14 protein-coding genes are annotated in these 20,382 nt (G+C 72.0%); 10 read left to right on the top strand and 4 right to left on the bottom strand.

Going from position 1 to position 20,382, the window contains the following annotated elements; translation table 11 throughout:
- Positions 1-486: 486 nt before the first annotated feature.
- Both ACIRHA_RS33420 and ACIRHA_RS33415 read right to left on the bottom strand, forming a co-directional pair.
- Positions 487-984, bottom strand: a complete 498-nt coding sequence (locus ACIRHA_RS33420; RefSeq protein WP_403853644.1) for an SUKH-3 domain-containing protein — start codon at positions 982-984, stop codon at positions 487-489.
- The gene (locus tag ACIRHA_RS33415) at positions 984-1,550 is read right to left on the bottom strand and encodes a YwqJ-related putative deaminase (protein WP_403853642.1); all 567 of its coding nucleotides are present in this window, start codon (positions 1,548-1,550) and stop codon (positions 984-986) included. The genes ACIRHA_RS33420 and ACIRHA_RS33415 overlap by 1 nt, the downstream gene beginning before the upstream one ends.
- Before the next feature lie 311 nt (positions 1,551-1,861).
- Between ACIRHA_RS33415 and ACIRHA_RS33410 the strand changes: the two genes are divergently transcribed.
- The 5 genes from ACIRHA_RS33410 to def all read left to right on the top strand — a co-directional run bounded on the left by ACIRHA_RS33410 (position 1,862) and on the right by def (position 8,771).
- Positions 1,862-2,854 (top strand): SMI1/KNR4 family protein, encoded by a 993-nt coding sequence (locus ACIRHA_RS33410; RefSeq protein ID WP_403853640.1) that lies wholly within the window; start codon positions 1,862-1,864, stop codon positions 2,852-2,854.
- 7 nt (positions 2,855-2,861) lie between these two features.
- Complete coding sequence (locus ACIRHA_RS33405) at positions 2,862-5,780, top strand: SUKH-4 family immunity protein (protein WP_403853638.1); 2,919 nt, start codon at positions 2,862-2,864, stop codon at positions 5,778-5,780.
- 146 nt (positions 5,781-5,926) lie between these two features.
- Entirely contained in the window at positions 5,927-6,925 is a 999-nt protein-coding gene (locus ACIRHA_RS33400; protein WP_403853636.1) for an LCP family protein, read from the top strand.
- Between the two features lie 152 nt (positions 6,926-7,077).
- The gene (locus ACIRHA_RS33395; protein WP_403853634.1) at positions 7,078-7,980 is read left to right on the top strand and encodes a cellulose-binding protein; all 903 of its coding nucleotides are present in this window, start codon (positions 7,078-7,080) and stop codon (positions 7,978-7,980) included.
- 188 nt (positions 7,981-8,168) lie between these two features.
- Positions 8,169-8,771 carry a peptide deformylase gene (def, locus tag ACIRHA_RS33390; RefSeq protein ID WP_403853632.1) on the top strand — a complete coding sequence of 201 codons (603 nt, stop codon included), beginning with the start codon at positions 8,169-8,171 and terminating at the stop codon, positions 8,769-8,771.
- 15 nt (positions 8,772-8,786) lie between these two features.
- Here def and ACIRHA_RS33385 read toward each other — a convergent pair whose 3' ends face one another.
- Together ACIRHA_RS33385 and ACIRHA_RS33380 are read right to left on the bottom strand one after the other, a co-directional pair.
- Positions 8,787-10,424 (bottom strand): cation acetate symporter, encoded by a 1,638-nt coding sequence (locus tag ACIRHA_RS33385; protein WP_403853630.1) that lies wholly within the window; start codon positions 10,422-10,424, stop codon positions 8,787-8,789.
- Positions 10,421-10,816, bottom strand: a complete 396-nt coding sequence (locus tag ACIRHA_RS33380) for a DUF485 domain-containing protein (protein WP_403853628.1) — start codon at positions 10,814-10,816, stop codon at positions 10,421-10,423. The genes ACIRHA_RS33385 and ACIRHA_RS33380 overlap by 4 nt, the downstream gene beginning before the upstream one ends.
- A 503-nt stretch (positions 10,817-11,319) precedes the next feature.
- Here ACIRHA_RS33380 and ACIRHA_RS33375 point away from each other — a divergent pair.
- The 5 genes from ACIRHA_RS33375 (at position 11,320) to ACIRHA_RS33355 (ending at position 20,205) form a co-directional block, all read left to right on the top strand.
- On the top strand, positions 11,320-12,108 hold the full coding sequence (locus tag ACIRHA_RS33375; RefSeq protein WP_403853626.1) for an ABC transporter ATP-binding protein: 789 nt from the start codon (positions 11,320-11,322) through the stop codon (positions 12,106-12,108).
- Between the two features lie 124 nt (positions 12,109-12,232).
- Positions 12,233-14,836, top strand: coding sequence for an ABC transporter permease (locus tag ACIRHA_RS33370; protein ID WP_403853624.1), 2,604 nt, complete (start codon positions 12,233-12,235; stop codon positions 14,834-14,836).
- Positions 14,837-15,140: 304 nt separating this feature from the next.
- The gene (gene mfd, locus ACIRHA_RS33365) at positions 15,141-18,677 is read left to right on the top strand and encodes a transcription-repair coupling factor (protein ID WP_403853622.1); all 3,537 of its coding nucleotides are present in this window, start codon (positions 15,141-15,143) and stop codon (positions 18,675-18,677) included.
- Between the two features lie 161 nt (positions 18,678-18,838).
- The gene (locus ACIRHA_RS33360; protein WP_403853620.1) at positions 18,839-19,342 is read left to right on the top strand and encodes a hypothetical protein; all 504 of its coding nucleotides are present in this window, start codon (positions 18,839-18,841) and stop codon (positions 19,340-19,342) included.
- A 167-nt stretch (positions 19,343-19,509) separates the two neighbouring features.
- Complete coding sequence (locus ACIRHA_RS33355) at positions 19,510-20,205, top strand: N-acetyltransferase (protein WP_403853956.1); 696 nt, start codon at positions 19,510-19,512, stop codon at positions 20,203-20,205.
- The last annotated feature ends 177 nt before the right edge of the window (positions 20,206-20,382 follow it).

Raw genomic sequence — 20,382 nt, 5'->3', positions numbered from 1 at the left:
GCCGGCGCCTCCGTTCACCGTTGCGCGGCACCGTGGTGCCGCCTTGCCCACCCTGCCGCCCAAGGCGGCAGATTGCCCAAGGCGGTGGCGGCCCCGACCGCAACGGGTGGGGGGCGCGGGGTTGGCGGCGGATTACCCGAGGCGGGGCGGCCCCGTCCGCCATGGGTGGGCAGGCGGACTTGCCGGCAGATCGTCCGGGCGGTGGCGGCCCCGATCGCAACGGGTGGGGGACGCGGGAATGGCGACACTTCCCCTGGCGGGTGGCTCCGACCGTAACGGGTGGGCGGGTGCGCCGGGCGGTGGAGTGCGGCACCCCGTGGGGCCGACGCCCCCGGAGGGGGCGGGTGGGAGATGGGCGGGGGAGGAGGCGCTGCTTGGGGGGTTGCCGGTCGAGGTGAATCCGGCGCGGTGGTGGTCCCCGGTCCCAGTTCTGGTGGGGCAAGCTTGCCGGTCACCGCAACGGAGGGGTGCGGTGATGCTTTCCGGTCACCCCGGAGGGGACAGCCGGGGTGGCTGGAGGCCCGTGATCAGGGTGGAGAGGGCTGCGTCTATGTCGGGGCCCAGGTACCAGTCGCCGCTGTGGTCGAGGGCGTAGATGCGGCCCTCCGTGTCGATGGCGAGGAGCGCCTCCGTGCCCGACTCGGCGCCCAGCGGGGCGAGTTCCGTGTCGAGGGCGCGGCCCAGGTCGCCGAGGGTGCGGGCCGCGTGGAGGCCGTGCAGGGGGTCCAGATGCGGCTGGGCGGGGGCGATGTGGCGGCCGGGGCCCGTAGGCGTGAGGTGGAGGCCGCCGAATTCTGCCCAGGCCTCGACCGCCGCCGGGAAGACGGAGTGGCGGTGGCCGGCGGGTGACACGTGTGTGCGCAGTGCGTCCGCCCAGAATTCCGCCTGCTTGATGTCCCAGCGCCCCGGCTGCCACCCGGCGACGCGCAACGTGGCGTCGACCAGGTCGGAGAAGCGGGCGTCCTGGGAGGTGGGGTGGGGCATCAGTGGGCGGCCTCGTTGTCGTCGTGCGGGGTGTCGGTATCGGTGTCGGGGGCGACTACGTGGACGCCGAAGTGGGCCGTCAGCGCGGTGCAGGCGCGACAGGGCCGGGCGAATCCGCCGTGCAGCGGGTCCCCGTCCTCGCGGATGCGCCGGGTGGTTAGCTTGGACTGCTTGAGGGCCTTGCGGGCCTCTCCGACGGTCATGGGCCTGCGGCGGGCCCGCTTCGACTTCTCCGCGCGCTCGGTGTCGCTCGCCGTGAGATGCCGGGAGACGAGGATGGCCTCGGCGCAGCGCCCGGTGAAGCGGTCGCGCTGCGCGCTGGTCAGCGTATCCAGGAAGTCCTGGACCAACGGGTGCAGGGCCGGGGCCTTTTCGCCGCGGGCCGCGGTCGCGGTGAGGGTGCTGCCGCGGACCGACAGGGCGGCGGCGACGGTGGGGAGTATGCCGTCCCGGCGCACGCGAAGGGTGGGGACGGCGCCGTCGTCGGTGGCGCTCCAGCCGACGCGCGGGTCGTCGCCGGGCTGCTCGTCCGCGGGTGCAGTTTCCTCTGCGGTACCGCTGCGCATCTGTTGTTTCCCCTCCTGCAGTTCCCCACTGCAATCCCCCTGGTTGCCTGCACAGACTGCCAAACGGGCCTGCCGGTGTGGAAGCCGGACCCCGATGACACGCCCGATCGTCACGTCGTGGTGATGCTGAGGTGACTGCTGGTCATGGAACCGGAGGCCCGGTGACCGGTGTCGCACAACCGCATAGGCTGTCGTTTGATTCGTACGGATCAGGAGCAGGTCCGGAAGAGAGTCGGGGCGGCCCGGAGCAGATCCGGGACAGTCTTGGGACAGATCCGCAACCGTCACCAGCGCCGCAGGGGGCAACAGCCATGACGACAGGTCGGCTCGGGCAGCAGGCCGCGCCGCCGAACGCGGCTTATGCCGGGCAGGTCGTGCACTTCCCGGACCCGGTCCGCGCCGCCCGTCATCCGCGCGGGGTTCGCGTGGATGGTGACGGTTTCCCGGATTTCGCCCCGTATGCCCGTGCCGTGGCGGAGATCGCGGAGCCGCCGCAGGGCTTCGGTGTCGACGAGTTGCGGCTGACGGACTATGTGTCGGCGAACGCGGCGCTCGCCGCGTCCGGGCACGAACTGTGGGACATGATCCCGCCGGTGGCGACGCCGCACGGCTGGACGTGGCACCACGCGCGCGGCTCGCGGCGCCTCGAACTGGTTCCGGTCGAGGTGAAGGCGCTCCTTCGGCACCACGGTGGTCTTGCGACGGCGGCGGTGGACCAGCACAAGCGTGGCACGCGGCCGTTGCAGGACACGCGGCCCGTGCACTTCGGTCTCCCGAAGTCCGGTGTCGCGGTCGCGGAGAGCCAAGTGCTGGCCGCGGAGGAGGACTTGGGGTACCGGTTGCCGGGGGCGTACCGCTCGTTCCTGAAGGCGGGTGGCGGTTGCGCGCCTGTCGGGACGGGCCTGGACGCCGAGTTGGGCCTGCTGGTCGACCAGCCGTTCTTCACGGTGCGCGACGAGGCGGCCGTGAACGACCTCGTATATGTCAACAAGTGTCTGCGCGATCACCTGACGAAGGACTATCTGGGTGTCGCGTTCGTGCAGGGCGGGCTGCTCGCCGTGAAGGTGCGGGGCGACGCGGCCGGTTCCGTGTGGTTCTGCGCGTACGACGACGCGCGGGACAGCGGCGAGACGGCGGCGTTGCCGGTGGGCGACCGTGTGGAGCGGCTGCTGCTGCCCTGCGGTGCGGACTTCGACGGTTTCCTGTCCCGACTCGCGGGCAGTCCGCCGGAGTTGGAGACGGTGGCGAATCTGATGGTGGACGGCGGCTTCGCGCACGCCGTTCCGGTCGCGGGTGGGGAGTGAGCTTGCGATGGTGACGTTCGCGCAGGCGCAGGAGCGCGCCGAGGAATGGATCAACGGAGACGTGCCCGCGGCCTCGCACCGTGAGGTGCGGGTGCGGGAGTTCGAGCTGGGCTTCGTCGTGTGGGCGGAGGACCGGGAGTCCGGTCCGGTGTCCGACGGCGGGCGGCAGCGTCTCGTGATCGCGCGGGACAGCGGGGACGCCTCGCTGTGGCCCTCGCTGCCGGTGGGCGAGGTGATCCGGCGGTACGAGGAGGAGTACGGGCTGCCGGACGCGCCGGCCGAGCCGGCCGCTCCGCGGGCGCCGGAGCGGGTGGACCTGAACCAGACGTCGTTCCTGCTGACTCCTCCGGAGTGGTTGCAGGAGGCGGCGGACAAGAAGGGGGACGCGGACGGGCGTTCGCCGGCGCGGGCCGGTTCGGCGTGGTCCGACGGGACGCCGGCGGACGCGATCCCGGCGTCGGCCCGCGCCGAGCCGCAGGACGCCGTGCCCCCGCTTCCGGCGGACGCGACGCCGTGGGCCGGTACGGACACGAACGGGGTGGGTGACGAGGAGGACCGTTCGGTTCCGCTGCCCGACACGGTGTTCTCGCCGCCGCTCGCCGAGGACGCGCCGCCGCCCCGTGTCACACCGGACGCGCAGACGGCGCGCATCGTGCCCCCGGCTCTGGCCAAGGAACCGAAGCGGTCGTCGTACGGCTATCCGCAGGGTGCCCCCGAAGCGGCCGCGGCTCAGCCCCCGGTGTCCGAGCCGTCGTACGGCTACCCGTCGGGTGCCCCTGCCGCGGCGACCGCGCAGCCGCCGACGGCCCCGCCTTCGTACGGCTATCCGCAGGGCGCGATCCCGCCGCCCCCTCCGCCGCCTCCATCGGACGGCCCTGTCTCGTACGCCCAGGCCGCACCCGACTCGGGCTCCCAGACCCCGCCGGCCCCGCCTGCCTACGGTTTCCCGCAGTCCGCGCCGGAAGCGGGGTCCCAGCCGTCGCCCGCCCCTTCGCCTTCCTACGGTTTCCCGCAGGCCGCGGGCTCCCAGCCGCCGGCCGCGCCGCCCGCACCGGAGCCGTCGTACGGCTTCCCGCAGGGGGCGCCCGGGGCCTCGTTCCCGCCGCCCACGCAGGGGACCGCGGTTCCCGGGCCGCCGCCTCCGGGGGCTTCGTACGGGTACCCGCAGGACGGCCCTGGGGCCCGCGACGCCGCCGGCCGGCCGCTCCCGCCCGGTGCCGGTGACATCGCGAACGCCGCGACCAGCAAGGCGGAGCCCCCGCGGGGCGGCGGCGCCCAGACTCCGCCGCCACCGGGACCGCCCGGCACCCCGCCGGGTGGCCACGTGCCGACGCAGATGGTGCCCTCGCACGCCCCGGACGGGCAGCCGGAGACCCCCGGCCCGCCTCCGCCTCCCGGCGCACCCGGTGCTCCGGGCGAGGGTGCGCATCATGCGGCGACGATGCTCTCGGGCCCGCCTCCCGGCGGCCCCGCAGGCCAGGGCCCGCCTCCGCCCCCCGGCGCCCCCGGCGCTCCCGGCGAGGGCATGCACCATGCGGCGACCGTGCTCTCCGGCCCCGGCTCGCAGGGCCCCGACCCGTCGACGCCGCCTCCGCCTCCCGGTACCCCCGGCGATCCCGGCGCACCCGGTGCTCCGGGCGAGGGTGCGCATCATGCGGCGACGATGCTCTCGGGCCCGCCCCCCGGCGGCCCCGCAGGCCAGGGCCCGCCCCCGCCCCCCGGCGCCCCCGGTGCTCCGGGCGCGGGCGTGCACCACGCCGCGACGATGCTCTCCGGCCCCGGCGCGACGCCCCCCGGTCCGCCCCCGCCTCCCGGCGCCCCCGGTGGTCATCAGCCTCCGCCGCCCCCTGGCGCGACGCCGTCCGGTCCCATGCCCCCGCCCCCGGCGGCGTACGGGTATCCGCAGCCGCAGCAGGCTCAGCAGCCCGCCCAGCCGGTGGGGCAGCCGACCGTGGGGCCGGGGTATCAGGCCGTGCTGCGGTACCGCGCGCCCGACGGGTCCGAGCAGCAGCTCATCCGGCGGTCCGCGCCGGGGACGCCGCACCCGGAGTGGCAGATCTTCCACGAGCTGCGCGGCATGAACGTGCCGCCGGACCAGGTCCTCGAACTCCACACGGAGCTGGAGTCCTGCTCGCTGCCCGGCGCGTACTGCTCGCGCATGATCAAGGAGCAGTGGCCGCAGGCACGGATCACGTCGATCGCCCCGTACGGCACCGATCACGCGAGCCGCCAGCAGGGCATGCAGCAGCTCCTCGCGCACCAGGGCGAGCTGCACCAGGTCGCCGACGGCCCGGCGCGCCCGGCCCCGGTGCGCGCCCCGCTGCACCCCGCGCAACCCACCCCGCCGGTCCCGCCGGAGGCGATCGCGCAGGAGCTGGCGGCGGCGTTCGGCCCCGGTGTGTTCCGGTTCGACCAGCGGGCCGTGTCGCGGCAGGGCGTTCCGGACACCGTGGCGCACACGCTCGTCGTCGCGGGTCTGCCGTCGGACTTCGGGCCGTTCTTCTGGGCGCAGGCCCAGCCGGGCCGCCCCGTGCCGACGCTCGCCGAGCTGGCGCAGGAGCGTGGCGTGCGGGCGGCGTCGGACGCGGGCTCGTACCTCGTGATGGGCAGCGACTTCGGCAAGGCGCTGTGCGTGCAGTACGGGACGGCGAACATCGTGGCCGTTCCGGTGGAGGCGGGCGACGAGAACACGGCCGGGACTCCGGCCCCGCCGCAGTTCGTGAACAGCGGGCTGCCGGAGTTCGCCCGCTCCATCGCTCTGCTCGGCCGGATGTGGCGGCTGCGCTTCGGGCTCAACCAGGAGCAGGCGGGCCGCTGGACTGTCGACTTCCAGGCGGAGCTCAGCGCGATCGACTCCGCGGCGCTCGGCTCGCCCGAGACGTGGTGGTCGGTGCTGCTCGAGCAGATGTGGGACGGCCTGCTGTAGGGCGGTCCGTTCGGATCAGGCGCCGCGAGCCCGGCCCGATCCGAACGGCAGGCCCGATCCGAGCGGCAGGCCACAGGCCACCCCGCGTACAGCGGTGAAGGGGCGCTCGACCTGCGCGACGGGTCGGGCGCCCCGATCATGCGCACATGGCAGGTGAGTGGAGTGATCCGACGACGGTGCGGGCGACGCGGCCGCGGCGGCGCTGGCCGAAGCGGGTCGGGCTGACCCTGCTCGTCGTCCTCGTGGTGCTCGCCGCGTACGGCGTCGGCCTGTATTTCTGGGCGGGTTCGCGGCTGCAGACCACCGACGCGTTCAGCGATTACGACGGCCGCCCGGCCGCGGGGGCGGGCACGAACTGGCTGCTCGTCGGTTCGGACTCGCGGGAGAACCTGACGCCCGAACAGCGCAAGGACCTGCACGTCGGCAACGACGAGGGCGATCGCACCGACACGATCATGGTGCTGCACTACGGGGACAACGGCCCGTATCTCGTCTCGATCCCGCGCGACTCGTACGTCTCGATTCCGGGATACGGCAAGAACAAGATCAACTACGCGTACTCGGTGGGCGGCGCGAAGCTGCTCACGCAGACCGTGGAGCAGTCGACGGGGCTGCGCATGGACCACTACGCGGAGGTCAGCTTCCTGGGCCTGGTCGACGTCGTCGACGCGCTCGGCGGGGTCGAGATCTGCGTGGCCGACGGCGGCCTCCACGACGAGAAGTCGGGCGCCGACTTCGACGCGGGCTGCCAGACGATGAACGGCACGCAGGCCCTGCAGTTCGCGCGCGCCCGCTACTCCGATCCGACCGGCGACCTGGGCCGGGTCAAGCGGCAGCAGCAGCTGGTGGACGCGATCGCCGCCAAGGCGCTCAGTCCGGGGGTGCTGGTGCCGCCGTGGAATCTGATCCCGTTCATGAGCGCCTCGCTCGACGCGCTGGTCGTCGACGAGGGCACGGGGGTCGCCGCGCTGGCGAACATGGGTGTGAAGATGTCCGATCCGGCCTCGACGACGACCGTTCCTGTGGGCAGTGAGCCCAGTGTCGCGGGGGCCGGTGACGTGGTGATGTGGAACGAGAGCGAGGCCGACCAGCTCTTCACCGCACTGCGCGAGGACAAGGCGATTCCGACTTTCGGCGGCAATTGACGCATCCTGGACCCAGTGGGTCGACCTGAGTGCCACGTGTGTCGGAATGTGGCCGCCTCCGGTTGTTCCATCAAGATGTGCGCCAATCGCGCAAAATGTCGTAGATCGGGCTTGCCGGTGCCGGTCGGTGCCTTGCCGGAGAGGGGATCCAGATGAGCGGTGCGGGTGGAGCGGAGTCGTCGCAGTACGGCTTCGTCGGCGTACGGGGCCGGGGGTACCGGCCCGAGCAGGTGGAGGCCGCCGCCGCCACGCTCTCCGGGGAGCGGGACGAGGCCTGGGAGCGGGCCGCGCGCCTGACCGTCCTCGTCAAGGAGATGGAGGAGGAGGCCGAGCGGCTGCGCGAGGCCGTCGCGAACCTCGCGCCGCAGACGTACGAGTCGCTCGGCAAGCGGGCCCAGTACCTCCTCGAGCTGGCCGAGGAGGAGGACACCGCCGTGCGCGGCGCCGCGCTGGCCGACGCGCAGGCCGAGGCCGAGGCCGCGCGGGCGGTGGCCGACGAGGCGCGTGACGACGCGCAGGCGCACTCCGACGAGGTGCGCGGCAAGGCGGAGGAGTACGCGCAGCGGCGCGTCGCGGCCGCGCAGGCCGAGGCCGACGACATCCGGGTGTCCGCCCGGCGCGACGTGAAGGAGACGCGGGGCGAGGCCCTCGCGGCGCTGCGCGAGATGCGTGAGCGCACGGACGCGGACCTCGCCGCCCAGGCGAAGGAGCACGCCGAGCGGATCGAGGAGGCGGACCGGGAGGCGGCCGAGCAGGTGGCCGCGTCCGAGGCGTGGGAGGTGGGCGCCGTCGCCGAGGCCGAGGAGCGGCTGTCGGAGGCGAAGCGGACGCTCGGTGAGACCGAGGAGGAGGCGCGGCACGGCCAGGAGGACGCGGAGGCCGCGGCGGCGGAGCTGGTCGCGTCCGCACGCGCGCGTGCGGAGCGGATCGAGCGGGAGACGGAGTCGATCCTCGACGGGCACGAGGAGGAGCGCGAGGAGATGCGCGCCCACATGGAACACGTCCGCGCCTCCCTCGCCACCCTCACGGGAAAGTCACCGGCCGAGACGGAGTGACACTCGACCGTCCCCCCGGCCACGGGGCTCCGCCCCGGACCCCGCGCCTCAAACGCCGGCGGGGCTATTTATAGCCCCTGCGGCGATTGAGCAGCGGGGTCCGGGGCGGAGCCCCGCGGCGTAGGGGCGGACGAGTGCACCGTTAAGGTGGGCGCTCGTCAAGTGGTGAGCGGATACAAGGGGTTGGCATGGGTGAGGCACAGTTGCCACCGGAGGTGGAGCGCGGTGCGGTCCGACGCATCACGATCGTGGGCGAGGACGTACTGCGCCACCGCTGCGCCCCGGTCACCGACACCCTCTTCGGCACGCCGGAGCTCGACCACCTGATCGACGACATGTTCGCGACGAACCACGTGGCGCACGGCGCAGCCATCGCCGCCAACCAGATCGACGTCGACCTCCAGCTGTTCGTCTACGACATGGAGGACGACTGGGGCGTCCGGCACACCGGCCACATCTGCAACCCCGTGCTCGACGAGCAACCGCCGGCGGAGCGCAGGCTCATCGACGGGATGGAGGGCTGCCTCTCCGTACCGGGCCCCTACAAGTCCGTGGCGCGCGCCGACCACGCCGTCGTGCGCGGCTACGACAAGGCCGGCAGCCCGATCGCCGTCGAAGGGCGCGGCTACTTCGCGCGCTGCCTCCAGCACGAGACGGACCACCTGTACGGCCGCCTCTACATCGACCGCCTCGCCAAGCGTGAACGCCGGGACGCGCTGCGGGAGATGGAGGAGCTGAAGGACGGCGTGCTCGCGCGGCGCTCCGAGCTGGCGGAGCGGCTCGGCAAGTAGCGCCCCGGGCTCTCGTCAGCGTCGCGTGCTCTCGCCCGGCGCCGTCGGCGAGCCCGCCAGGATCCACGCCTCCACGGCCTCGTACTGCTGCCGCTGCGCGTCGGCCCTGCGCCGGTCCGTGAGGACCGTGCCGAGCCAGCCGAACAGGAAGCCGAGCGGGATGGACACGACGCCCGTCGTCGTGAACGGGAACCAGTTGAAGTCCATGCCGGGGAACGCCGAGGTCGGCGAGCCCGACACCAGGTTGGTCCCGGTCATCAGGACGATGCAGGAGGCCGTGCCGCCGAGCAGCGTCCACAGCAGGCCCGCGCGCGTGTAGCGGCGCCAGAAGAGGCTGTAGACGAGCGCCGGGGCGAGGGCGGACGCGCCGAGGCAGAACGAGAGGGTGACCAGCGGCTGCAGGTTGCGGTGCTGGAACACGCAGGCCAGGGCGATCGCGAAGGCGCCGACCCCGAGGGCCGACATCCGGGCGAGTGACAGTTCCTTACGGTCCGTCAAGTCCCGCTTGGAGTACGCGATCACGTCGTGCGCCAGGGAGTTGGCACAGGCCAGGATCATGCCCGCGACCGACGCGAGGAGCGTCAGGAACAGCGCCGTGGTGACGGCGGTGAACATCAGGGACTCGCCCGTGCTCGTCGTCGCGCCGAAGACCGCCCGCGCCCCGAGCAGGTACGCCGTGTTGCCCTGCCGGTCCGCCTGGGTGATCGCCGAGGCGCCCAGCATCGCCGTCGCGCCGAAGGCGACCACGGAGATGACCAGGACGAAGAGGCCGACCGCCGAAACCGCCCAGGTCATCGAGCGGCGCACCTCGCGCGCGTGCCGCGCCGTGTACATGCGCATCGTGACGTGCGGCAGCGCGGCCCCGCCGACGACCACGGTCAGCTCCGAAGTGATCATGTCGAGGCGGGGGGCGGGGCTGTGTGCGAACTGGAGGCCCGAGGTCAGATAGGCGTTGCCTGCTCCGCTGCCGCGCGCGGCGGCCGCGAGCAGGGTGCCGGGATCCCAGTCGAAGCGGCGCAGGACGAGCACGGCGATCACCGCGCCCGAGCCGAGCAGCATCACGATCTTGAAGATCTGGATGACGGCGGTGCCCTTCATGCCGCCGATCGCCGCGTAGCTGATCATGAGCGCGCCCAGTGCGATCACGCAGGCGGTCTTGAAGCTCTCGCTGGTGAAGCCGAGGAGAAACGCCAACAGGTCGCCCGCTCCCGCCAGTTGGACCAGCATCATCGGCATCAGGGCCGCGATCGTGGCCGTGCAGGCCGCCATGCGCGCGGAGCGGCCCGGCATCCGCCGCGCCAGCGTGTCCCCCATGGTGAACCGGCCTGCGTTGCGCAGCGGTTCGGCCAGCAGGAACATCAGCAGCATCAGGGAGAGGGCGGTGCTCAGGGCGAGCACCACGCCGTCGTAGCCGAGCAGCGCGATGATGCCGCCGGTGCCGAGGACGGTGGCCGCGGAGATGTAGTCGCCCGCGATGGCCAGGCCGTTGCGGATCGGGCCGAGGCGGCCGAAGCCCGTGTAGAACTCCTCGAGGCCGTCGCGGTCGGGGCCGGTCATGACGCAGAGCAGGAGCGTGATCGTCGCCACCGCCGTGAACGCGACCAGGGACATGGCGTCGGTCGACGCGGCGGCGACGGCTGGGCCCGTGGTCATCGCGCGTAGCTCCCGCCCGTACGGCGCTGCCGGCGGATCCGGTGGACGAGCGGGTCCACGCGGCGCCGTGCCGAGTACTCGTACAGGAGCAACGCCAGGCAGGTGACCGGGAGTTGGCACAGGCCGATGAGCAGCCCGGTGGAGAGGCCGCCGGTGGCCGAGCGGTTCATGAGGCCCGGTGCGAACGCGGACAGCAGCAGGAACAGCGTGAAGTAACCGAGGGCCGTGAGGGTGGCGACGCGGCGCTGCCAGCGATAGGCGGTGCGCAGCAGGCGCAGTTCGCTGCTGGGGGTGTCGGGATGGCGGGGGAGGCGGTGCGAGCGGGGGTGTGCGTGGGGGTGGGCGTGCGGCTGGAACGGATAGGGCTGCGAAGGGTGCGGCTGGTACGACATCCCTGTTCTCCTTGCGTGGCTCGGGTCCGCCGGGGACTGGGCGGGCCGCAGGGAGTGCGTGGGGAGCCGGAACGTTACTCGTAGGTAGACGAGTTGGGGAGCGTTTGGCTGAACGATCAGTGCGGGCCGGACGACTTTTCTTGTACGTGAGGTGAGTGTTGCTGGTGGGGGACTTGTGCCACGGATGACTTTTCCCGCTCACGCGTCTGCGCTAGGGCCCTTCTGACGGATCGGGCCGGCTGCGGGTGGAGGCGACCCCGAGCAGAGGTCCACCGAGGGGTGGACCTCCCCTAGGGGGACCTCCGTAGAAGGGGGCAGGGTCGGTTCGTCCCGTTGGAGGACGAGCGGGCGCGGGGACCTTCGTAGCGTTCGGAGGGTGGGGTTTACCCCCGGAAAAGACGGGGCTTTTCCGCAACGCGCTGAGGTACCCCGCTCCACCAGACTTGGCCGCACAAGGCATCGATCCCACGCATCCGACGCGTGACCGACTTAGGAGACTTACCGTGACTACGGCTGCAGCCATTCCCGGGTACAGGGACACTGGACAGCGTTCGGCCGTCGCCGCGCGAGCGCGACAGCTCGTGAAGGCGTACGGGACGGGGGAGACCCGAGTCGTCGCGCTCGACCACGTCGACGTGGACATCGCCCGCGGTCGATTCACCGCGATCATGGGTCCTTCGGGCTCCGGCAAGTCGACGCTGATGCACTGCCTGGCGGGCCTGGACACGGTCACGTCCGGGCAGATCTTCCTCGACGAGACCGAGATCACCGGCCTCAAGGACAAGAAGCTCACCAAGCTGCGCCGGGACCGCATCGGCTTCATCTTCCAGGCGTTCAACCTGCTGCCGACGCTGAACGCGATCGAGAACATCACGCTCCCGATGGACATAGCGGGCCGTAAGCCGGACGCCGCGTGGCTGCGCCAGGTCGTCGAGACCGTGGGGCTCGCCGAGCGCCTGAAGCACCGGCCGACCGAGCTCTCCGGCGGACAGCAGCAACGGGTGGCCGTGGCACGGGCGTTGGCCTCCCGGCCGTCGATCATCTTCGGTGACGAGCCGACCGGAAACCTCGACTCGCGCGCGGGCGCCGAGGTCCTCGGCTTCCTGCGCCGCTCCGTCGACGAGCTGGGACAGACGATCGTGATGGTCACGCACGACCCGGTGGCCGCCTCGTACGCGGACCGCGTCCTGTACCTGGCCGACGGCCGCATCGTCGACGAGATGGCGCGCCCGACCGCGGAAGCGGTCCTGGACCGGATGAAGGACTTCGACGCGCGGGGGAGGACGTCGTGACGCACATTCCAGCCCCGCCGGCGCTTGCGGCAATTCCAGCCCCGCCGGCGTTTGAGGCGCGGGGTCCGGGGCGGAGCCCCGCGGCCGCAACCACCGTCGACGGTGACACCCAGGGACGGACGTCATGAGTGCCAACACCGTCATGAAGACCTCGCTGCGCAACTTCTTCGCGCACAAGGGCCGGATGGCCCTCTCGGCGGTCGCCGTGCTGCTCTCCGTCGCCTTCGTCACGGGCACCCTCGTGTTCACCGACACGATGGACAAGACCTTCGACAAGCTCTTCAGTGCCACCGCGTCCGACGTCACCGTCAGCCCCAAGGACTCCGAGACCGAGGGCAACGACACCGGCCGGCCCGAGGCGCTGCCCGCGTCCGCGCTCGCCACCGTCCGCAAGGCCGAGGGCGTCAAGTCGGCCGAGGGAGCGGTCAGTTCGATGAACGTGACCGTGGTGAACGCCGACAACAAGAACATGGGGTCCACCACCGGCGCGCCGACCATCGCGGGCAACTGGACGCACAACGACCTGCGGTCCATGGAGATCACCTCCGGGCACGCCCCGCGCGGCCCCACCGAGGTGATGGTCGACTCCGACACGGCGAAGAAGCACCACCTGAAGATGGGCGACGAGCTGCGCACCATCGCCGCCACCGGCGGCTTCAAGGCGAAGATCACCGGCGTCGCCTCCTTCAAGGTGACCAACCCCGGCGCGGCCGTCGTCTACTTCGACACCGCGACCGCCCAGCGCGAACTCCTAGGCAAGACCGGCCGGTTCACGCAGATCAACGTCGCCGCGGCCGGCGGCGTCAGCGACGCGCAGCTCAAGAAGGACGTCGCCGCGGCCCTCGACGCCGGCGGCACGTACAAGATCCAGACCCAGCAGGAGTCCGCGGACGCCAACGCCTCGGACGTCGGCTCCTTCATGGACGTCATCAAGTACGCCCTGCTCGGCTTCGCCGGCATCGCCTTCCTCGTCGGCATCTTCCTGATCATCAACACGTTCTCGATGCTGGTCGCCCAGCGCACCCGCGAGATCGGCCTGATGCGCGCCATCGGCTCCTCGCGCAAGCAGGTCAACCGGTCGGTGCTCGTCGAGGCGCTGCTGCTCGGCGTCGTCGGCTCGGTGCTCGGCGTCGGCGCGGGCGTCGGCCTGGCCGTCGGCCTGATGAAGCTCATGTCGTCCGTGGGCATGGAGCTGTCCACCGGCGACCTCACCGTGAAGTGGACGACCCCGGCGATCGGCCTGCTGCTCGGCGTCGTCGTCACCGTCCTCGCCGCGTATCTGCCGGCCCGCCGCGCCGGCAAGGTCTCCCCGATGGCCGCGCTCCGCGACGCGGGCACCCCGGCCGACGTCAAGGCGGGCGTCGTACGCGGCGTCATCGGAGCGGTCCTCACGGCGGGCGGCGGCTACGCGCTCTACCTCGCCACGCAGGCCGACAAGGCCAGTGAGGGCTCGCTGTATCTCGGCGCCGGGATCGTCGCCTCGCTCATCGGGTTCGTCGTCATCGGCCCGCTGCTCGCCGGCATCGTGGTCCGCGTCATCAGCGCCGTGCTGCTGCGGATGTTCGGCTCGGTGGGCCGCATGGCCGAGCGCAACGCGCTGCGCAACCCGCGCCGCACCGGCGCCACCGGCGCGGCCCTGATGATCGGCCTCGCGCTCGTCGCCTGCCTCTCCGTCGTCGGCTCCTCGATGGTGGCCTCGGCCACCGACCAGCTCGACAAATCGGTCGGCGCGGACTTCATCGTCGAACCGAGCAACGGCGGCATCACACCGCAGGCGGCCGCGGCCCTGAAGAAGGTCAAGCAGGGCGGGACCGTCTCCCACGTCACCGAGGTCAAGTTCGTCAAGGCGACCCTGACCACTCCCTCCGGCGTGAAGAAGAAGGAGGAAATCTCCGCGGCGAGCCCGTCGTACGCGCAGGACCTGCGGCGCGACATGACCGCCGGGCAGCTCTCGGCGGCGTACGGCAAGCATGCGATGTCGGTCGGCTCGGACTTCGCGCAGAGCCACCACATCAAGGTCGGCGACACGATGACGGTCGCCTTCGACCACGGTCGGACCGCCAGGCTCAGGGTCGCGGCGATCACCTCCGACAAGGACGCCGTGTTCGACAAGGGCGCGATGTACACGAACGTGGCGACAGCCGCCCAGTACGTGCCCGCCGACCGGCTGCCGTTGAACGGCATGATGTTCGCCAAGGCCGCCGGCGACGACGACAGCGCCAAGGCCGCCGCCGCATACAAGGCGCTGAAGAAGTCCGTCGCATCCGACCCGACCGTCAAGGTCAAGGACCAGACCGACTACAAGCAGACCCTGAAGGACCAGATAGGCCAGCTCCTGAACATGATCTACGGGCTGCTCGCGCTCGCGATCATCGTGGCGGTGCTCGGCGTCGTGAACACGCTGGCTCTCTCGGTGGTCGAGCGGACCCGCGAGATCGGCCTGATGCGGGCCATCGGCCTCTCGCGCCGTCAGCTGCGCCGCATGATCCGCCTGGAGTCGGTGGTCATCGCCGTCTTCGGCGCGCTCCTCGGCCTCGGGCTCGGCATGGGCTGGGGCGCGACCGCCCAGAAGCTCCTGGCCCTGGAGGGCCTCGGCGTCCTGGAGATCCCCTGGCCGACGATCATCGCGGTCTTCATTGCCTCGGCCTTCGTGGGCCTCTTCGCAGCCCTGATCCCCGCGTTCCGCGCAGGCCGCATGAACGTCCTGAACGCAATAGCCACGGAATAGCCCCCGCTCCGCGCCTGCCGCAGGGGCAAATCGCAAATCAGCCCCTGCGGCGGCTGGGCCTATCAAGCCCCTGCGGCGCTTGAGCAGCGGGGCCCGGGGCAGCGCCCCGCAACCGCACCGCAATTTCAGCCCCTGCGGCGATTGAGCAGCGGGGCCCGGGGCAGCGCCCCGCGACCGCACCCCCGGGTGACCGCAACAGATCAAACGGGTGAGCCCCCGGAGGAAGACGTACGCTGGGAACCCCCGGCCCGTACCACGTGTCGGGCCCTTCGCGTTGCCCACTCACCCCGGACGGATCTTCTCCATGAGCCTGCACGGACTGCTCGACGCCGTCATCAAGGACGCGGCCCTCGTTGAAGCGGTGAAGGCCGCGGGGGACGGCAACCGGATGCACGTCGACCTGGTGGGCCCACCCGCCTCCCGCCCCTTCGCGATCGCCGCACTCGCCCGCGAGGCGAAGCGCCCCGTCCTGGCGGTCACCGCCACCGGGCGCGAGGCCGAGGACCTGGCCGCCTCGCTGCGCTCGCTGCTGCCGGAGAGCGGCGTCGTCGAGTACCCGTCGTGGGAGACGCTGCCCCACGAGCGGCTCAGCCCGAGGTCGGACACCGTCGGCCGGCGCCTCGCCGTGCTGCGCCGCCTCGCGCACCCCCGCTCCGACGACCCCGAGACCGGCCCGGTCTCCGTCGTCGTCGCGCCCATCCGCTCCGTGCTGCAGCCGCAGGTCAAGGGCCTCGGCGACCTGGAGCCCGTGGCCCTGCGCACCGGGCAGAGCGCCGACCTGGAGGAGACCGTCCAGGCGCTGGCCGCGGCGGCGTACGCCAGGGTCGAACTCGTCGAGAAGCGCGGCGAGTTCGCCGTGCGCGGCGGCATCCTCGACGTCTTCCCGCCGACGGAGGAGCACCCGCTGCGCGTCGAGTTCTGGGGCGACGACATCGAGGAGATCCGGTACTTCAAGGTCGCCGACCAGCGTTCCCTCGAAATCGCCGAGCACGGCCTGTGGGCCCCGCCCTGCCGCGAGCTGCTGCTCACCGACGACGTCCGCGCCCGCGCAGCCGACCTCGCCGAACAACACCCCGAGCTGGGCGAACTGCTCGGCAAGATCGCCGAGGGGATCGCCGTCGAGGGCATGGAGTCTCTCGCCCCCGTCCTCGTCGACGACATGGAGCTGCTGCTCGACGTGCTGCCGGCCGGGTCGATGGCCATGGTCTGCGACCCCGAGCGGGTGCGGACCCGGGCCGCTGACCTGGTGGCGACGTCGCAGGAGTTCCTCCAGGCGTCGTGGGCGGCCTCGGCCACCGGCGGCAAGGCCCCCATCGACGTGGGCGCCGCGTCCCTGTGGGCCATCGCGGACGTCCGGGATCGGGCGCGCGAGCTCGGGATGATGTGGTGGTCGGTGTCCCCGTTCGCGGCGGACGCGGAGGGCGACCTCGAAGCGGACACCCTCAAGCTCGGCATGCACGCCCCGGAGACGTACCGCGGCGACACCGCCCGCGCGCTCGCCGACACCAAGGGCTGGCTCGCCGACGGCTGGCGCGCGGTCTACGTCACGGAGGGCCACGGCCCCGCGGCCCGTACCGTCGAGGTGCTCGGCGGCGAGGGCATCGCGGCCCGCCTGGAGAAGGACCTCGGCGAGCTCGCCCCGTCCGTCGTCCAGGTGTCCTGCGGCAGCCTCGAATTCGGCTTCGTGGACCAGGCGTTGAAGCTGGCCGTCCTCACCGAGACCGACCTCACCGGGCAGCGGGCCGCCGGCAAGGAAGGCGCCCGCATGCCCGCGCGGCGCCGCAAGACCATCGACCCGCTCACCCTCGAATCCGGCGACTACATCGTGCACGAGCAGCACGGCGTGGGCCGCTACATCGAGATGGTGCAGCGCACCGTGCAGGGCGCGACCCGCGAGTACCTCGTCGTCGAGTACGCGCCCGCCAAGCGCGGCCAGCCCGGCGACCGCCTCTACATCCCGACCGACCAGCTGGAGCAGATCACCAAGTACGTGGGCGGCGAGTCGCCGACCATGCACCGGCTCGGCGGCGCCGACTGGACGAAGACGAAGGCGAAGGCCAAGAAGGCCGTCAAGGAGATCGCGGCCGACCTGATCAAGCTGTACAGCGCGCGCATGGCGGCGCCAGGACACGCATTCGGCACGGACACCCCCTGGCAGCGGGAGCTGGAGGACGCGTTCCCGTACGTGGAGACGCCCGACCAGCTGACCACGATCGCCGAGGTCAAGGAGGACATGGAGAAGACGGTCCCGATGGACCGCCTGATCTGCGGTGACGTCGGCTACGGCAAGACGGAGATCGCGGTGCGCGCCGCGTTCAAGGCGGTCCAGGACGGCAAGCAGGTCGCGGTCCTCGTCCCCACGACGCTCCTCGTGCAGCAGCACTTCGGCACGTTCACCGAGCGGTACGGCCAGTTCCCCGTCAGCGTCAAGGCGCTCAGCCGCTTCCAGACGGAGACGGACTCGAAGGCGACGCTCGAAGGGCTGCGGGACGGTGCGGTCGACATCGTCATCGGCACGCACCGCCTGTTCTCCTCCGAGACCAAGTTCAAGGACCTGGGCCTGGTCATCGTCGACGAGGAGCAGCGCTTCGGCGTCGAGCACAAGGAGCAGCTGAAGAAGCTGCGGGCCAACGTCGACGTGCTGACGATGTCGGCGACGCCCATCCCCCGTACGCTCGAAATGGCGGTCACCGGCATCCGCGAGATGTCGACGATCACGACGCCGCCGGAGGAGCGCCACCCGGTCCTGACCTTCGTCGGCCCGTACGAGGAGAAGCAGATCGGCGCGGCGATCCGCCGTGAACTGCTGCGCGAGGGCCAGGTCTTCTACATCCACAACCGGGTCGAGTCCATCGACCGGGCGGCGGCCAGGCTGCGCGCGATCGTGCCGGAGGCGCGGATCGCGACGGCGCACGGCCAGATGTCCGAACAGGCCCTGGAGCAGGTCGTGGTGGACTTCTGGGAGAAGAAGTTCGACGTGCTCGTCTCGACCACGATCGTCGAGTCCGGCATCGACATCTCCAACGCCAACACCCTGATCGTCGAGCGCGGCGACAACTTCGGCCTCTCCCAGCTGCACCAGCTGCGCGGCCGCGTCGGTCGTGGCCGCGAGCGCGGTTACGCCTACTTCCTCTACCCGCCCGAGAAGCCCCTGACGGAGACCGCGCACGAGCGTCTCGCGACGATCGCCCAGCACACGGAGATGGGCGCGGGCATGTACGTCGCGATGAAGGACCTGGAGATCCGCGGAGCCGGAAACCTCCTCGGCGGCGAACAGTCCGGGCACATCGCGGGCGTCGGCTTCGACCTGTACGTACGCATGGTGGGCGAGGCCGTCGCGGACTACCGCGCCTCGCTCGAAGGCGGCGTGGAGGAGGAGCCGCCGCTGGAGGTCAAGATCGAGCTCCCGGTCGACGCGCACGTCCCGCACGACTACGCGCCGGGGGAGCGGCTCAGGCTCCAGGCGTACCGGGCGATCGCTTCGGCGAACACGGAGGAGGACGTCAAGCACGTCCGCGAGGAACTCGTCGACCGCTACGGCAAGCTGCCGGAACCGGTCGAGAACCTCCTTCTGGTGGCCGGCCTGCGGATGCTGGCGCGGGCCTGCGGAGTCGGCGAGATCGTGCTCCAGGGCAACAACATCCGCTTCGCGTCGGTGGAGTTGCGAGAGTCCCAGGAGCTGCGCCTCAAGCGGCTCTACCCCGGAACGGTCATCAAGTCGGCCACGGGGCAGCTCCTCGTCCCGCGCCCGAAGCCGAAGAAGATGGGCGGCAAGCCCGTCGTCGGCCGGGAACTGCTCGCGTGGGTCGGAGAGTTCCTGACGTCGATCCTGGGGGCGTAGGCCTCGGCCGACCGACAAGCAAGTGGGGGCGGGCCTCTGCCCGCCCCGCCTCACTTGCTTCACCTGGCACCAAATAACCGAACAGGCTCCCCGTCCGGCGCCTCGTGGATTACTGTGCGCGACAACCACAGCTCTTCACGTTTTCTCCACACGGGGTTTACATGTTCAACAGATCTGACCAGTCGTCGTCGATACGCAGACGCACTGCGGGCTTCGCCGCTGCCTGGGCCCTCGCCCTGTCCCTGGCCGTCGGCGCCTGCGGGCCCGGTTCCGGCACGGACGACGCCGCCGACGCGCGGCCCACGAAGTCCGTCTCCGCAACGCCGACCCCCTCCACGCAGTCGCCGACGCCGACCCCGAGTCCGACCCGTGCGACGCACTCGCCGACTCCCGAGGTCCCCAAGGCGACCCCCACGCCGACCCGGACGAAGACGCAGGCCCCCGCCCCGAAGCTGACCAGGACCCAGGCACCGGCGCCCACGCGGACGACCGCCGCCCCGAAGCCGGCCGCGCCCACCTGCGAGATCGTGTCGAACGCGGGCAACTGCTACAACGCCGGCCAGTTCTGCCGCAACGCCGACGTCGGCCGCACCACGCACGCCGCCAACGGCCGCATCGTGAAGTGCACCTTCAGCTCAGGTTCCAACCGCTGGGTCTACGCCTGACCGGCCGGGGCGGAAAACCGGCTGCGGTGCCGCCCCGCCCGCTGCACGATGTGCGCATGAATCCCGACCCGGGCTCCGGCCCAGACTCCGGCTCCGGTCCAGACTCCGGCTCCGGCACGGATCTGACGATCACCACTCTCGCTGAGCGTCCCGAACTCGCGCTGCCCATGTGGACGATGGCGGACACCTGGCCCGTGTTCATCGGGCACGACCTGTGTGCCGGGGTCTTCCTGCGGCGCATCTGGCAGGAGCTGCCCGAGTACGCGTTCGTGGCGACGGACGCCGAGGGGGTAGTGGTCGCCAAGGCGTACAGCGTGCCGTTCGTGCTGCACGCCGAAGGGCGTGGGGTGCTGCCGGACGGCGGCTGGGACCAGGTGTTGCAGTGGGCGTTCGCCGACCGGGCGGCCGGGGTCGCGCCCGACACCGTGAGCGCCATCGAGATCGCCATCACGCCGGGGCTCCAGGGGCGCGGCCTGTCGGGGCGGATGCTCGCGGCGATACGGGAGAACGCGCGTGCCCGTGGGTTCGGCGAGGTCGTCGCGCCCGTGCGGCCGAGCGCCAAGCACCTCGAACCCGAGGTGCCCATCGGCGCGTACGCGTTCCGGGTGCGGGAGTCGGACGGTCTGCCGCACGATCCGTGGCTGCGGGTGCATGTGCGGGCGGGCGGCGTCATCGAGAAGGTCGCGCCCGCCTCGATGGTCGTGGCCGGGTCGCTGGAGGAGTGGCGGAGCTGGACCGGGCTGCCCTTCGACAAGGAGGGCCCGGTCGAGGTGCCCGCCGCGCTGGTGCCGGTGCGCTGCGAGCCCGAGCACGGCTACGCCGTGTACGTCGAGCCGAACGTGTGGGTGCGGCACGCCCTGTGAACACGCGGACGCGGCACGGCTTGTGAACACGCGGATGCGAGAGGCTCTGTGAACACGCGGACGCGGGGCCCCCCGGGGGGGCGGGCCCGCGGCCCCCCCCCCCCATCCCCCCCGGTAGGTATCCCCGTGCAGGCTCCGGGGGCCTTGGCCGGCCGGCGGGGGGGACCCGCGGGGGGT

This window comes from Streptomyces sp. NPDC102360 (assembly GCF_044766085.1).
Lineage (GTDB): Bacteria > Actinomycetota > Actinomycetes > Streptomycetales > Streptomycetaceae > Streptomyces.
The sequence above is the reverse complement of the archived record's forward strand: the minus strand, read 5'-3'. Positions and strand labels throughout refer to the sequence as shown.